Below are 15,183 nucleotides of genomic sequence, written 5' to 3'. Positions count from 1 at the left end.
TGCAATTATCTTTTCTACATAGGCAATTATCGAATCAAAATCTTCATTTGATTCGATTGTTATATGAATAGCTTCAATAATTCTACTGAATTTAGAGGGTAGTGGCTACTTTTGGATACGTGAACAAAGTATCAAATCTATTATTAACTTTAAACGAAGCAATTTATGAAGAACTTCATCCGGCCTATTTTTTTATTCTTATTTATATTGATTTTTAATGTTGCGGCATTTGCGCAATGGTCGCCGGCTGGCGATAAAATAAAAACTCAATGGGGAGAGCAGATAGACCCGAATAATGTATTACCGGAATATCCGCGTCCCATCATGGAGCGTACCCAATGGATGAACCTGAACGGTTGTTGGGATTATGCTATTGTTCCTAAAGGAATGGAAGCTCCTGCTGTATACGATGGTAAGATATTAGTTCCTTTTGCCGTTGAATCTTCGCTGTCCGGAGTGGGGAAAAGAGTGGGAGGTGAAAAGGAAGTATGGTATAACCGTGTATTTAATGTACCCGAGAAATGGAATGGTATGAATGTTCTTCTTCATTTTGGAGCTGTAGATTGGAAAACCGATGTGTGGGTAAATGACATGAAAGTAGGAGAACATACAGGTGGATACACTCCTTTCTCATTTAATATATCTTCCGCCTTGAAAAAGGGAGGAAATAAACTGACTGTTCGTGTCTGGGATCCGACAGATAAAGGAGTACAACCACGTGGAAAGCAAGTAGAACGTCCGGAAGGTGTTTGGTACACTCCAGTTACAGGTATTTGGCAGACTGTTTGGTTGGAGCCTGTGCCTGTATGTCACATCACAAACGTGCGTACTACGCCTGATATTGATCTACGCCGGATCAATGTGACCGTTACTACTAGTGAGAACTTTACCGACCGGGTAAGAGTGAAAGTTTTTGATGGTGAACAATTGGTTACCGAAGGGCTGGCCGTAAACAAACAGGCAATAGAACTGCCAATGCCCGAAAATGCTAAACTATGGTCACCTCAATCTCCTTTTCTTTATAAAACAGAGGTGACTTTGGAGAACAATGGCAAGATAGTGGATAAAGTGAATGGCTACGTTGCCATGCGGAAATATTCAACCCGACGGGATAAGGATGGCATAGTACGGTTGCAGCTGAATAATCAGGATTTATTTCAATTTGGTCCTTTGGATCAGGGGTGGTGGCCTGACGGACTCTATACAGCTCCCAGTGATGCGGCTTTGCGTTATGATGTTCAAAAGACAAAAGACTTTGGCTTTAACATGATTCGTAAACACATCAAAGTGGAACCGGCCCGATGGTATACACATTGCGACCAGTTAGGGATTGTTGTATGGCAGGATATGCCAAGTGGTGATCGTAATTATGAATGGCAGAACCGGACTTATTTTGATGGTATTGATTTTAAACGTTCTCCAGAATCGGAAGCGGTTTATCGTAAGGAATGGAAAGAAGTCATTGATTACTTATATTCTTATCCTTGTATTGGTGTCTGGGTTCCGTTTAATGAGGCTTGGGGACAGTTTAAAACACCGGAGATTGCAGCTTGGACCAAACAATATGATCCGTCTCGTTTAGTAAATCCGGCAAGTGGCGGCAACCATTATACATGTGGGGACATGCTTGACTTACATAATTATCCGGCTCCTGAAATGTATCTTTATGATGCCCAAAGAGCAAATGTTTTAGGAGAGTTCGGTGGAATTGGTATGATCTGTAAAGAACATCTGTGGGAACCGGATAAGAATTGGGGATACGTCCAATTCAATTCTTCTCAAGAGGCTACTGACGAATATCAGAAATATGCGGATATGCTGTATAAACTTATTCCGAGAGGTTTTTCTGCTGCTGTTTACACACAAACCTCTGATGTTGAGATTGAAATAAATGGCTTACTGACTTATGACCGTAAGGTTGTAAAGCTTGATGAAGAACGCTTACGGAAAATTAATGAGAAGATATGTAATGCATTACGTTAGTGATAGAATAGAATAACTCTTATAAATTTAATACGATATGAAAAAATTAAGATTTTTAATGGCTTGTGCCTTGCTGGCTTTTCTTTGGTCTGAAGGAAGTTATGCAAATACTACTCTGGAAAACACGGGTAGTTCCCAGCAACAGCAATATTGGAAGATTAAAGGAAAAGTCTCTGATGAGAAAGGAGAGGCACTGATAGGGGCGACTGTGAAAATTAAGAATGCGACACATGGTACGGTAACCGATGTTAATGGTAATTTTGAGATCGTGCTGCCTCCCGGTGGTGTTCTCATTATAAGTTATATCGGCTATAGAGAACAAGAACTGAAAATCAATTCACAGCGTACCTATGATATTGTATTGAAAGAGGAAACTGCCGGACTTGATGAAGTGGTAGTGACTGCTTTAGGTATTAAACGTGACAGGAAAGCTTTGGGATATGCCGTCAGTGACGTGAAAGGAAAAGAACTCGAAAAAGCGAAAGAGACCAATGTTATAAACGCATTGGCCGGTAAGATTCCGGGATTGGTCATTTCTCAAACGGCTGGTGGTCCTGCCGGAAGTACGAGAGTAATTATTAGAGGTAATACTTCTTTAACTGGTAGCAACCAACCTCTTTATGTAGTAGATGGCGTACCGTTGGATAATTCTAATTTCGGTTCGGCCGGTGCTTATGGAGGATATGATTTGGGAGATGGAATCTCGTCCATCAATCCCGATGATATTGAATCCATGTCTGTGTTGAAAGGTCCTGCTGCTTCTGCTTTGTACGGTAGTCGTGCTGCACATGGAGTTATTCTTATAACGACCAAGAAGGCACAAAAGAATCAGAATCGCAGGGCGATAGGAGTGGAGGTAAACTCAACCGTTACTTTTGAAAAGCAACTTACAGAATATGATGATGTTCAGACAGAATTTGGCCAGGGATGGGATGGAAGAATTAATCTGAATGATGATGATGCAAAATCGGCTTGTGCCAGTTGGGGACCCAGATACGATGAAGGAATTGCTTTTAAGTATTTCGACGGAGTGACTCGTCCTTTTATATACAGGAAAGACAATATAAAGGGATTCTTTAACACAGGTGTTACAGCCACAAATTCTTTGATTCTAAGTTCTGCCAAAGAGAACAATAGCATAAGATTGTCGTATACGAATCTGACTAATAAGGATATTATGCCTAATGCCAAGATAAGCAGGAATACGATTGATTTAAGAACATTCTTTAAGCTTGCAGAGAAACTGGAAGTTGATTTCAAAGTCAATTACGTAAATGAATATGTAAAGAACCGTCCGGCATTAGCAGACTCAAGAACGAATGTAGCTAACAATCTGATGAACCTGGCAGGAAACTTTGATCAGGTATGGTTGAAGGATAATTATATGCATTCGGATGGAACCTACTACGACTGGAACCGAGGAGATGTCTGGAATATCAACCCCTATTGGGTGCAATATGCAATGAAAAATACGACACAGAAAGACCAGTATTTTGCAGTCGCTTCATTTAAATATAGTGTAAATAAGAATCTGTATTTCAAATTGACCGGTGGTGGTGAGAACGTGAACTTCTCATTTATGGATTATATTCCATATTCTACCCCTAGTACTTTATTGGGACAATTACAAAAAAGTACTTTTGAAAATAAGTCTTATAATGTGGAGTTTATAGCTAATTATCAAAATAGCTTCAAACGCTTCAATTATGGAATTACATTAGGAGGGAATGTGTATCACGTAGATAATAAGTCGCATACCATAACAGCTAAAAATATGTCAATGCGTGAGACGGTGGCTCTGCAAAGTTTCCTGCAAAAAGAGATTACTGAAGGTAGCTGGCGTAAAGAGATTAATTCGTTATTTGGAATGGTAAACCTTTCCTGGAAAGATTTATTGTATGCAGATGTGACGTTAAGACGGGATCAGTCGTCCACACTGCCGGTAAACAATAACGTTTATTTTTATCCTTCAGTTGGTGGAAGCTTCTTGTTTTCAGAATTGATTAAGCCGAATCCGATTCTTTCATTTGGTAAATTAAGAGCTTCCTGGGCACAAGTCGGTAGTGATGCAGACCCTTTCATGTTGGATTTGAACTACATTATGACGGATAAAACCTTTGGTAATTATTCTACGGGATATATTAGTACGGGTACTATTCCTAATAAAGATTTGAAACCATCCAAAACCAATTCTTTTGAGATTGGAGTGGATTTGAAGTTTCTGAATAACCGGATCGGACTGGATTTTACTTACTATAAACAAAACAGTGATAACCAGATTATGAATGTTGCCACATCAGTAACATCAGGTTATGGTACCAAACTGATAAATGCAGGGGAAATAGAAAATTCGGGAGTAGAGATTGCATTGAATACGACACCGGTTCAAACGAAAGATTTTTCTTGGGATTTTAATTTTAACTTTTCGAAGAATAGTAACAAAGTGAAGTCCTTGTCAACAGGAATCGAGAGTCTGGAATTGGCAGCTGCCCGTTGGCTGGGAGTAAAAGTACTGGCTGTTCCGGGAGAAGAATACGGAGTAATTATGGGACAGGACTTCTTGAGAAATGAACAGGGAGACGTGATTATCAATGCTGATTCCGGTTTGCCTGAAATAACCAGTGATATGAAAAAGTTAGGGAAAGCAACCTGGGACTGGACAGGGGGACTAACGACTACTTTCAGATATAAGCAATTTACTTTATCGGCAATTTTTGATATTAAAGTAGGAGCAGATATTTATTCTATGACAGCGCGTGGCTTGGCCAAATCAGGTAAAGCAGCATATACTGTAAGGGGACGTGACGAATGGCATAAATCGGAAGAACAGCGTTTGGAAGCTGGAGTTGCTGAAGGAAACTGGCAATCTACCGGTGGGTATGTTGCAGAAGGAGTTGTTAAGCAAGTGGATGCCGCAGGCAATGTATCTTGGGTGAAAAATACCAAAGCGATTGCTCCATACGATTATTGGGGATATATCTGTGATAAGACAGCTTCGCCTTTTATCTATGATAATAGTTACGTCAAGATGCGTGAGTTAACGTTCGGATATACCTTTCCCAAAAAGTTGATAGAGCGTTATGTTGAGTCGTTAAGTGTTTCATTTGTTGCGCGAAATCCTTTTATTATCTATAAGAATGTACCGAATATTGATCCGGACTCAAATTATAATACTTCTGCTATAGGTTTGGAATATGGTTCGTTACCTTCCAGAAGAAGTTTTGGATTGAATGTGAATATTAAATTTTAAATTGTCCGACTATGAAAAGAATATTGAATATAAAGTGGATGCACTCTTTGCTGTTAAGTGTCCTTTTGATGGGATTTAGTAGTTGCATAGACTATGAGGATTTTAATAAAAATCCAGTAGTGGCTACGACTATCGATCCGAACTCACAGTTATCCTACATACAATTATGTATGGGTGGTGATTGGCTGATGGAACAACCGTTTGCCTATTATTATTCAGGTTTTGTTCAACAACTGCAAGGTGACTGGTCGGCAACGCATTTTGGTGGCGAATACCTGATTGATGATGCACAGTTTCAACAACCATGGGAGCGTATTTATACTTGTCATCTGAAAAATCTGGCGGATATTCTTTGGAGAACGGAGGCAGATGTTGAACAGAAAAATATAAATGCGGTGGCCAGGATTCTGAAATGCTACTTTTTTCTTATCCTGACTGATATGTATGGTGATATTCCATATTTTGAGGCAGAGCAGGGGTATATAACAGGAAATGTTACCCCAAAGTTTGATGAGCAGGAACTGATTTATAAAGACATGCATAAAGAACTTCTGGAAGCGGAGGAGCAACTGGATGAAAAAGCTGATAAACTGATCGGTGATATAATTTATAGTGGTGATCTAAAGAAGTGGAGAAAATTTGCCAATACTTTAAACTTTCGTATTGCCATGAGATTGGTTAAAGTAGCTCCGGAGCTTGCAGAAGAATGGGTGACTGCTATTTGTAATATTGAATCGGGTCTTTTGGGAGTTGGAGATGATGCATTAATTCATTATATGGATTTATTGGATTGGGACGAAACGGAGTTCAGGCGTAATGGCTTGGCGCAGTTGTGGCGTAGCCGGGAGAATGCTCCTATGTGTTATTTCTGTACTACGATGTGGGATAAGTTAAAAACGACCAATGATCCCCGTCTGTTGATTTTAGGAAGATGTTATGCCGAAGATTCAACAGATCCATTTTTAAGAACAGATTTGACGGACTTTATTATAGAGAAGGCTCCGAAGCAACTGGAATCAATAGAAGCAATAAAACCGGGATTCTACTGGTGGGATAATTGGCCTGCTGGATTTATGGATGGAGATACGTATTACGGAAAGGAATGTCGTCCACAACTGAACAAGGGATTTATAAAGGGAGATTCTCCGGCCATCTTTATGAGTTATGCAGAAACTGAACTTTTACTGGCAGAAGCAAAACTACGCTGGCCGGCCATCAATGACAGTAAAACAGTAGAGACTCATTATTCAAATGGAGTAAAGGCGGCCATGGGATTACTGAAAAACTTTGATCTGGGAGAAGAAGTCTCCAATACGGAAATGGCCAGTTATCTGTCCCGGAATCCGCTACCATCAGATAAAGATGGACAATTACAGTTTATCAATGAGCAATTATGGATTTTACATTTGATTAATCCGTCAGAAGCTTATTCTAACTGGAGACGTTCGGGATATCCTGTATTGAAACCTTCAACAGAATATGGCGCAGCAGTCAAAGACTCCCGTACTATTCCCAGAAGATTGAAGTACCCGTTATTTGAGCAGACTTATAATCCGACCGGATATTATGAAGCAGTCGGAAGAATGGGAGGAGAAGATAACTGGAATTGTAGAATTTGGTGGGACAAAGAATAAAATACTATGATTATGAAAACATGGAATATTATAAAATCAATATTCTTTATTAGTATTTATGTACTAATAGCCGCGTGCAATGATGATGCGGCAGAAGAATCTATTTCGGCAGATAATTATCCTCGCATCATTGCGACAAGCCCTACATTACCGATGAAAGGTGAAAATGGGGAATTGGGAAAGCTCAATGTAAAGCAGGGGGAGACAATTACGATAAAGGCTATTTATACTCCTTTTGAATATGCAGAAGCTGTATGGTATGTGGATGGAGTACAAGAGGGAACCGGAGATGAATTTAAATACAGTAATGAGACTCCGGGAATTTATCATTTGAAGTTGGTTGTAAGTACTACCAGCTATGAAACCACTCGGGAAGTGAATCTTAATGTATATTCAACGGGTACTGGCGGAGAGTTTTCTGGTTTTGAAATTCACAAAGGAGTGAATATTGGTAATTGGCTCTCACAAAGTAGTGCAAGAGGAGAAGAAAGGAAGAATAAGTTTAAGGAAACCGATGCTATATTTTTAAGTCAACAGGGATTTGACCATTTGCGGTTACCGGTGGATGAAGAGCAGTTGTTTACAGAATCAGGTGAAGTCGATGAAGAAACTTTGAATCTGATATATAAAACTGCAGATTGGTGCCAATTGTATAATATGAGATTAATTTTTGATTTTCATATACTGCGGTCTCATAATTATGAAGCGGATAATAAACCTCTATGGACTAGTAAGGAAGAGCAGGATAAGTTTGTACGGATGTGGAAAACAATTCATGACAAGCTTCAACAATATCCTGATGATATGTTAGCGTATGAGTTACTGAATGAACCTGTAGCTCCCAGCAGTGATATTTGGAATACGTTAGTGAATCGCCTGATAACAGAATTGCGTGAAGTTGCCCCGGCAAGAATGTTGATAATTGGTTCTAACTTGTGGAATAGCGTGTCTACAATAAGTGATTTGCAGATACCAAGTGAAGATAAAAATATAATGTTGACTTTCCATTATTATGAGCCTTACTTGTTGACTCACTATCATGCTAGTTGGACAGACTTTGCCAATCTTAATTTACCGTTGAATTATCCGGGACTTTTGGTCAGAGATGAAGATTTCAATAATCTTCCTGCCGATCAACAGGAGATTGTGCGTCCCTATAAACAGGAATATACCCGTGAATCTATTTTGAATAACATCAATGTGGCTGTTACGGCTGCTCGGGCAAAGGGAGTGAAATTGTATTGTGGTGAATTTGGTTGCCTGCCTTATTCTAATCTGACTTCACGTTATGCGTGGTATCGTGATTTAGTTTCTATTTTTAATGAGACCGAGATTTCGTATGGTGCATGGGAATACAATGCGATCTTTGGTTTCTGTACTCCTGACGGAGGATTGAAGGATGCCACTTTAGTCGATATATTGTTAGGGAGAGAAGGAGCGGAACTGACTACCATCTATACTGTTGAGGCAGAGGATTGTGAAAAAGGCGGAGGCACTATGATTATAGAAGACAACACTGCGGCTTCAGGAGGAAAACATGTGAATCATTTTTGGGGAGATTCTAATTTAAAATTTGATGTGACTGTTGAAGAGGCGGGAGTTTATTATTTGAAGATTCGTTATGTTTGTGGTACTGACGTGTGGATTTACTCCCAAGTGAATGGCGGAGTGAAGCAAATGATACCTTGTCCGAACTCCGGAGGTTGGTGGAGTGAATTTACAGATGCAAAGACTGTCGTAAATCTTTCGGCTGGTAAAAACACAATATCTTTCACTCCGGAACCAACGGGAAGTCCTATCCTTGATAAATTTGAGGTTTGTAAAATAAAGAAGTAAGTAGGTATATGGCAAAATATATATTTCTGTTTTTTCTATGGATAGCTGGCTTCGCTTATGGGTGTGGAGATTCGGAGACATCTGTTAATGATGATATCCCTGTGAGTAAGGCTCCTACTTCAATAAAGCTGCCTCATTTGATTAGTGATAACATGGTATTGCAGCAAAACTCAAAAGTAATTTTGTGGGGAGAAGCTACACCTAAATGTGCAGTTACAATATCAGCTTCTTGGATAAAGCAGGATATAGTAGTGAATGTTGATGGTAAAGGGCAATGGCAGGCGTCTATTATGACGCCTGCCGGTGGTCCTGAAACGCAGACTCTTTCGTTTGATGATGGTGCTTCCGCCCCATTAATCGTACGGAATATATTGATCGGGGAAGTTTGGATATGTTCCGGACAGTCGAATATGGAGATGCCTTTAGGAGGCTGGGAGGGATGTCCTGTAGATAATATGGAAGAGGCTGTGACAAATGCTGATAAACATTCGGAAATTCGTATGTTGACGGTTGAACGTAACAGTGCAACTGTGTCCCAAAATGAATTGAAAGGAGACTGGCTGGTTGCTTCTTCCGGACAAGTAAAAAGATTTAGTGCTGTTGCTTATTATTTTGCATTGGAGCTACAGGAGAAGTTGAATGTTCCTGTTGGACTGGTGGTTGCTGCCTGGGGTGGTTCTGATATAGAATCATGGCTACCCGGTGGAGATAAATATAATGGTATGCTTTATCCATGTCATAAGTATGCAGCTAAAGGATTTCTGTGGTATCAAGGAGAATCGAATGTCTGGAAATGGTATGAATATCAGAAGAATATGAAAGAGTTGGTAAAATCGTGGCGTTCATTGTGGGAAGGCTCTTTGGGGACGGGTGAAAATATGCCTTTTTATTATGCCGAGATAGCACCGTATGCTTTGCCGGAAGATAATGGAGCCACAGGAATTGTTTCTGCTCTTTTGCGTGAGGTCCAATATGAAGTTCAAAAAGAGATTATGCCGGCTGGTATGGTTTGTACAAATGATTTAGTTGCATTATTAGAGGAGAATCAGATACATCCGGCAAATAAAAAAGGAGTAGGTATGCGTCTGGCACATTTGGCTTTGAACCAAACTTACGAGCATGGTGAAATAATCTCCGCCAGTCCTTCTTTTGAGGGAATGTGTATGGAGGATGGTAGAGTTCTACTAACTTTTAAAAATGTAGGTGGTGGCTGGATGGACATTGATAAGAATAGTGTGCTTCAAAATTTTGAGCTGTCAGATGGAAAAACACTGGTCGATGGATGTTATGTTTTCTATCCGGCATCGGATATATCATTTGGGGATGGTGATGTAGTCACAGTTTCTTCAGATAAGGTTGCTGCTCCTAAGTATATCCGTTATTGTTTCCGTAATTTTATGTTGGGATATATGCGAAACAAGGCGGGGTTACCCTTGATTCCTTTTAGGGGTGAGAGCAATATCGGAGGGACTTATATGGTTGAGGTCGAAAGTGGAACTTCAAGTGGCACATCAGTGGCTTTGAGCGATAATCCGTATGCTTCAGGCGAGCGACTTCTTACTAATTTTTATGGAGATGCACGTTTGAATTTGAATTTAGCGGTAGAAGAGGAAGGCTTATATGAATTGAGTGTATACTATATGAGTGAGGTGGATGCTGCCGTCCGGATTCAAGTAAATGGGGGAGTACAACAGAATCTGAATTGCTCTGCATCCGGTAGTTGGTGGAATAAGTTACAATGTGCAGGAATGACAGTGACACTATTAAAAGGGGAAAATACTATCGTGATAACTCCGGAAGCCAATGGAGGACCTAACCTGGATAAAGTAAATGTTGTAAAGATAGAAAGAAAATGATGAATCAGATTGTTCGAATGAGAGTTACAGTATTATTAATTATAGTTGCGGTGATGTGGACTAACCATACAATATGGGGAAATGTCCGGATGGAGAGTCTACAGTCAAATTTCGAAATTACGAGGGGAGTGAATATTAGCCACTGGCTTTCTCAAAGTAAAGATAGGGGTGAGTTGCGGAAAAGTAAGTTTGGCAAGGACGAAGTAGCTTTTCTTAAAAAGATGGGATTTGATCATTTACGTTTGCCGGTTGATGAAGAACAGTTATTTACTTCTTCAGGGGATATAGATACAGAAACGATGGGATTGATACATCAGGCAATTAGTTGGTGCCGTGAGTTTCAAATGCGGATAATTGTTGATTTTCATATTCTTCGTTCTCATCATTTTGGCAACAATGAGAGGCCTCTATGGACAGATCCCATTGAACAGGACAAGTTTATTCATTTGTGGAAGCTTATAAATAGGGAATTGGAAAAGTATCCGGAGAGTTTACTGGCATATGAATTATTGAATGAGCCGGTAGCTCCGGAAAATGGGGTTTGGAATGAACTGGCAAAGCGCCTGATAAAGGAGCTACGGGAAGTAGCATCCAAGCGTATGCTTATATTAGGATCTAATTCTTATAATAGTGTTAATACGATAAAAGATTTGCAGATACCTAAGGGTGATCGTAATATCATGTTGACATTCCATTGTTATGAGCCTTATCTATTGACCCATTATCGTGCGTCGTGGACAGACTTTGCCAAACTTGATATGGCATTGACATATCCGGGTGATTTAATTAATGAAAAGGATTTTGAGAAATTGTCTGATGAAGAGAAAAAGATTGTTGCTCCTTATAGAAGAATGTATAGTAAAAGGACCATTGCCCATGAAATAGAACAGGCATTAAAAGTGGCTAAAGATAATGGAGTAAGATTATATTGTGGAGAATTCGGCTGTCTACCGTTTGGAAACCATGCTTCACGTTATAATTGGTATAGAGATTTAATCTCCATATTTCAGAAAAAGAAAGTTGCTTATGCATGCTGGGATTACAAATCTATTTTTGGTTTTTGTAACACGGATAAAACCATAAAAGATGGTGTTCTTCTCGCTATTCTGCAAGGTAAGGATATTAGGGATTGGGAACAAAAAAGTTTGATTGAGGCAGAGAAATGCGAAATGATTGGAAGCTCTCTTTCTATTATAGCCAACCCTTATGCTTCAAATGGTGAGGTGGTGAAGGATTTCTTTGGTAATTGTAGTTTGATCTTTAATGTCGTTACTGAAAATGCTGGTGAGTACTTATTTAAGATACGCTATACGAGCGGAGAAGATGTGGGTCTTAATTTGCAAATAGGGAATTCACGTCAGGTCATCCGTTGTCCGAATACAGGTGGCTGGTATGATAAATTTGAAGAAACAGAAATCTATATCAATTTACCCAAAGGACAAAGTGTCTTGTGTATTACTCCGGGAATGAATGGAGGACCTATTTTGGATAAATTTGAACTGTTTAAAGAAGTCACTGATTAGAAGTAAGGTAATTAATTAAAGTATTCATGTCAATGATGAGAAGAATGAAAAGATGTTGTCTTTTAGTTATATATAATATATTATTAATACCGACTCTGTTATCACAGAATCATTACGAGAATGAAATGGACTGTTTCATTACCGACTTAATGGAGCGGATGACTCTCCGTGAGAAACTCGGACAACTGAACCTGCCTTCGGGCGGTGATCTCGTGACAGGTTCGGTGATGAACGGTGAACTTAGCGATATGATTCGCAAACAGGAAATAGGCGGCTTCTTCAATGTCAAGGGGATCCAGAAAATTAATGCCCTGCAACACCTTGCGGTAGAAGAAAGCCGGTTGAAAATACCTCTACTTGTAGGTGCAGACGTTATCCACGGTTACGAAACTATTTTCCCGATCCCATTGGCGCTTTCTTGCAGTTGGGACACTCTGGCCGTCGAACGTATGGCACGCATCTCTGCCATTGAAGCCAGCGCAGACGGTATTAACTGGACATTCAGCCCGATGGTCGATATTTGTCGTGACGCCCGCTGGGGACGTATCGCAGAAGGGAGTGGGGAAGATCCTTACCTGGGTTCTTTAATGGCTAAAGCGTATGTGCGTGGTTATCAGGGAAACAATATGCAGGGCAACGATGAAATACTTGCCTGTGTGAAACATTTTGCACTTTATGGAGCGTCTGAATCAGGACGTGATTATAATGTGGTGGATATGAGCCGCCTGCGTATGTATAACGAATATCTGGCTCCTTATAAAGCTGCCGTTGATGCCGGTGTAGGTAGTGTCATGAGTTCTTTTAATATCGTCGACGGTATTCCTGCCACGGCCAATAAATGGTTACTGACCGATCTGCTTCGGGATGAATGGGGTTTCGGGGGACTATTGGTGACAGATTATAATTCGATAGCCGAAATGTCCTCCCACGGTGTCGCCCCTCTGAAAGAAGCTTCCATACGTGCTTTGCAGGCAGGGACAGATATGGATATGGTTTCCTGTGGTTTTCTGAACACACTGGAAGAATCCCTGAAAGAAGGAAAAGTGACGGAAGAACAGATAAATGCGGCCTGCCGTCGTGTCCTGGAAGCTAAATATAAATTGGGGTTATTCTCCGATCCGTATAAATATTGTGATACTCTGCGTACCCGGGAAAAACTTTATACGGCCGAACATCGTTCTTCCGCCCGTACGATTGCAACTGAAACTTTTGTTTTGTTGAAGAACGATCGTCATCTGCTTCCTTTGGACATAAAAGGAAAGATTGCCCTGATCGGTCCGATGGCAGATGCACGTAATAACATGTGTGGAATGTGGAGTATGACATGTACTCCTTCCCGGCACGGAACGTTACTGGAAGGAATCCGTTCGGCAGCGGGTGATAAGGCTGAAATACTGTACGCGAAAGGCAGTAACATATATTATGATGCAGAAACGGAAAAGGCTGCTACGGGTATTCGGCCGCTTGAACGTGGAGACAACCGGCAGTTATTGGATGAGGCTTTGCGTATAGCTGCCCGTGCTGATGTGATTGTAGCTGCTTTGGGTGAGTGTGCGGAAATGAGTGGTGAATCGGTTTCACGTACCAATCTGGAGATACCCGATGCTCAACAGGACTTATTAAAAGCTCTGGTGAAGACGGGCAAACCTGTCGTACTTCTTTTGTTCACGGGTCGTCCTTTGGTTTTGAACTGGGAGGCTACAAATGTACATTCCATCTTGAATGTCTGGTTTGGAGGTAGTGAAACGGGGGATGCGGTTGCTGACGTACTGTTCGGCAAAGTAGCTCCAAGCGGTAAATTGACAACGACTTTCCCGCGTTCGGTGGGACAGTTACCATTATTCTACAATCATCTGAATACCGGTCGTCCTGATCCTGACAATCGTATATTTAATCGTTATGCCAGCAATTATCTGGATGAGAGTAATGAGCCTCTGTATCCGTTCGGATATGGTTTGAGTTATACAGACTTTGTTTATAGTGATCTTCAGATTAGCTCGGAAACTTTACCTAAAAACGGTGAGTTAACGGTTTCTGTGACTGTTACCAATAAAGGAAACTACGACGGTTACGAGACAGTGCAGCTATATCTTCGTGATATATATGCAGAGATTGCCCGTCCGGTGAAGGAGTTGAAAGGCTTTGAACGTATTTTCCTGAAGAGTGGTGAAAGTCGTGACATTAACTTCGTTATCACGGAAAATGATCTGAAATTCTATAATTCCGGCTTGGAATATATCTACGAACCAGGAGAATTTGATGTCATGGTAGGATCGAACTCCCGTGATGTACAAACCAAGCGGTTTAAGGTTGAATGACCTTAAATCGCTTTTCTTCTCATTACTACCAGCAGATTAAATCGTTTTTGTGACGGAGTTCCAACCTCAACTTCTTTTGGAGGAAATTGTTTGTCGAACTCATTAGCAGCAGATTTATCAATCTGATATATTTCATCTTCTATATAGCGGCCTTTTGCATTGGCTAAAGCATTATCATATAATTCACAAACATGAAGAGCAGTAGCATACATATTATCTTCAGTGCGAATCCCTAATGTTTCGGCAGGAATGAATCCTTGTCGGAGATAATAATCCGGGTCACCACAAAGTAAAATAGCACGAAATCCCATTTCGGAAGCTAATTTTTTGGTAAGTGCAATCATTTTTCCTCCGATACCCTGCTGTTGGTATTCGGGGAGAACAGAAATGGGACCCAAGCTCAAAACCTCATATTGGTTACCGTCATCTGCCATGATAAATGATTTGAGGCAGACAACATTACCGACAATCTTGTTATTATGTTCTGCAACAATATCGAGCTCCGGCACAAACTTAGGATGGTTACGCATAATATGAAGGAGGTAATGTTCGTCACATCCCGGAGAATAATGATTCCAGAATGCTTCCCGTGTAATGTTTTCGGTTTCATGATAATCCGAAGATTGCTCAATTCTAAGTTTTATATCCATATTGTTTCAAATATATAGTTGCACAAATATAAAGAACAAAATCCGAATACCTAACTCTTTTAAAGATGAATCTATACATTATAGCAAGATGAGACAAAAACTCCCGATACTAAGTCTGGATATACTGGTATCA

Annotated in this window: 8 protein-coding genes; 7 read left to right on the top strand and 1 reads right to left on the bottom strand. The window is 40.3% G+C overall.

Annotated elements, in window-relative coordinates; all coding sequences use genetic code 11:
• Nucleotides 1-165 precede the first annotated feature (165 nt).
• Genes H8796_RS20455 through bglX form a run of 7 tightly spaced genes read left to right on the top strand, consistent with a single transcriptional unit; the run spans nucleotide 166 to nucleotide 14,400 of the window.
• Nucleotides 166-1,983 carry a glycoside hydrolase family 2 protein gene (locus H8796_RS20455; RefSeq protein WP_117935751.1) on the top strand — a complete coding sequence of 606 codons (1,818 nt, stop codon included), beginning with the start codon at nucleotides 166-168 and terminating at the stop codon, nucleotides 1,981-1,983.
• Between the two features lie 37 nt (nucleotides 1,984-2,020).
• Entirely contained in the window at nucleotides 2,021-5,233 is a 3,213-nt protein-coding gene (locus H8796_RS20450) for a SusC/RagA family TonB-linked outer membrane protein (protein WP_117935749.1), read from the top strand.
• An 11-nt stretch (nucleotides 5,234-5,244) separates the two neighbouring features.
• The gene (locus H8796_RS20445; protein ID WP_117935747.1) at nucleotides 5,245-6,867 is read left to right on the top strand and encodes a SusD/RagB family nutrient-binding outer membrane lipoprotein; all 1,623 of its coding nucleotides are present in this window, start codon (nucleotides 5,245-5,247) and stop codon (nucleotides 6,865-6,867) included.
• 12 nt (nucleotides 6,868-6,879) lie between these two features.
• The gene (locus H8796_RS20440; RefSeq protein WP_008999716.1) at nucleotides 6,880-8,703 is read left to right on the top strand and encodes a cellulase family glycosylhydrolase; all 1,824 of its coding nucleotides are present in this window, start codon (nucleotides 6,880-6,882) and stop codon (nucleotides 8,701-8,703) included.
• Between the two features lie 8 nt (nucleotides 8,704-8,711).
• Nucleotides 8,712-10,559, top strand: a complete 1,848-nt coding sequence (locus H8796_RS20435; protein WP_117935745.1) for a sialate O-acetylesterase — start codon at nucleotides 8,712-8,714, stop codon at nucleotides 10,557-10,559.
• A complete protein-coding gene (locus tag H8796_RS20430) occupies nucleotides 10,556-12,082 on the top strand; it encodes a cellulase family glycosylhydrolase (protein ID WP_117935743.1) in 1,527 nt (508 codons plus the stop codon). Before H8796_RS20435 ends, H8796_RS20430 begins: the two co-directional genes overlap by 4 nt.
• Before the next feature lie 26 nt (nucleotides 12,083-12,108).
• Nucleotides 12,109-14,400, top strand: a complete 2,292-nt coding sequence (bglX, locus tag H8796_RS20425) for a beta-glucosidase BglX (RefSeq protein ID WP_370539784.1) — start codon at nucleotides 12,109-12,111, stop codon at nucleotides 14,398-14,400.
• Between the two features lie 2 nt (nucleotides 14,401-14,402).
• On the opposite strand, the gene H8796_RS20420 is transcribed toward bglX, so the two are convergent.
• Nucleotides 14,403-15,050 (bottom strand): GNAT family N-acetyltransferase, encoded by a 648-nt coding sequence (locus H8796_RS20420; protein WP_117935739.1) that lies wholly within the window; start codon nucleotides 15,048-15,050, stop codon nucleotides 14,403-14,405.
• Between the last annotated feature and the right edge of the window lie 133 nt (nucleotides 15,051-15,183).

The organism is Bacteroides sp. M10, assembly GCF_014334015.1.
Classification (GTDB): Bacteria; Bacteroidota; Bacteroidia; order Bacteroidales; family Bacteroidaceae; genus Bacteroides; species Bacteroides intestinigallinarum.
The sequence above is the reverse complement of the archived record's forward strand: the minus strand, read 5'-3'. Positions and strand labels throughout refer to the sequence as shown.